Origin of the sequence: Mycobacterium angelicum, assembly GCF_002086155.1 — a bacterium.
GTDB lineage: Bacteria > Actinomycetota > Actinomycetes > Mycobacteriales > Mycobacteriaceae > Mycobacterium > Mycobacterium angelicum.
In genome coordinates this window covers 1-441 of sequence record NZ_MVHE01000308.1, presented here as the reverse complement: position 1 = coordinate 441, position 441 = coordinate 1, and the positions used below count along the sequence as shown (strand labels likewise).

The following is a 441-nucleotide window of genomic DNA, read 5'->3' as shown; positions in this document are numbered from 1 at the left end:
CCCGGCGTTGTCGGCGGCGTTCAACGCCACCCTGAGCGCCGCGCTGTCGGGCAGCTTGCCGGCCTTCCAGGCCAGCCTGTCGGGGTTGAGCGCGGCGCTTAACGCCGCATTGAATGCCGCGCTGTCTGGCGCCCCCGCCCTACAAGGCGCCCTCAACGCCTTGATCACGGCAGGTCAGAACTTCGCCGCCGGATTCAGCGCCATCTTCCCCGCCCTGTCGGCCAGCTTCTCGGCCACCTTCCCCGCCCTGTCGGCGGCCTTCAACGCCACCCTGAGCGCCGCACTCTCGGGCAGCCTGCCCGCCTTCCAAGCCAGCCTGTCGGGGTTGAGCGCGGCGTTTAACGCCGCATTGAGCGCCGCGCTGTCGGGTGCCCCGGCGCTACAAGGCGCGTTGAGCGCTCTGGTCACGGCGGGGCAGAACTTCGCGGCGGGCTTGAGCGC

The 441-nt window shown here is 71.0% G+C and carries 1 protein-coding gene; it reads left to right on the top strand.

Annotation, left to right across the window (positions count from 1 at the left end; genetic code table 11):
- Positions 1-441: hypothetical protein (locus tag BST12_RS33140; RefSeq protein ID WP_425437439.1), on the top strand; the 441-nt coding region annotated here is incomplete at both ends.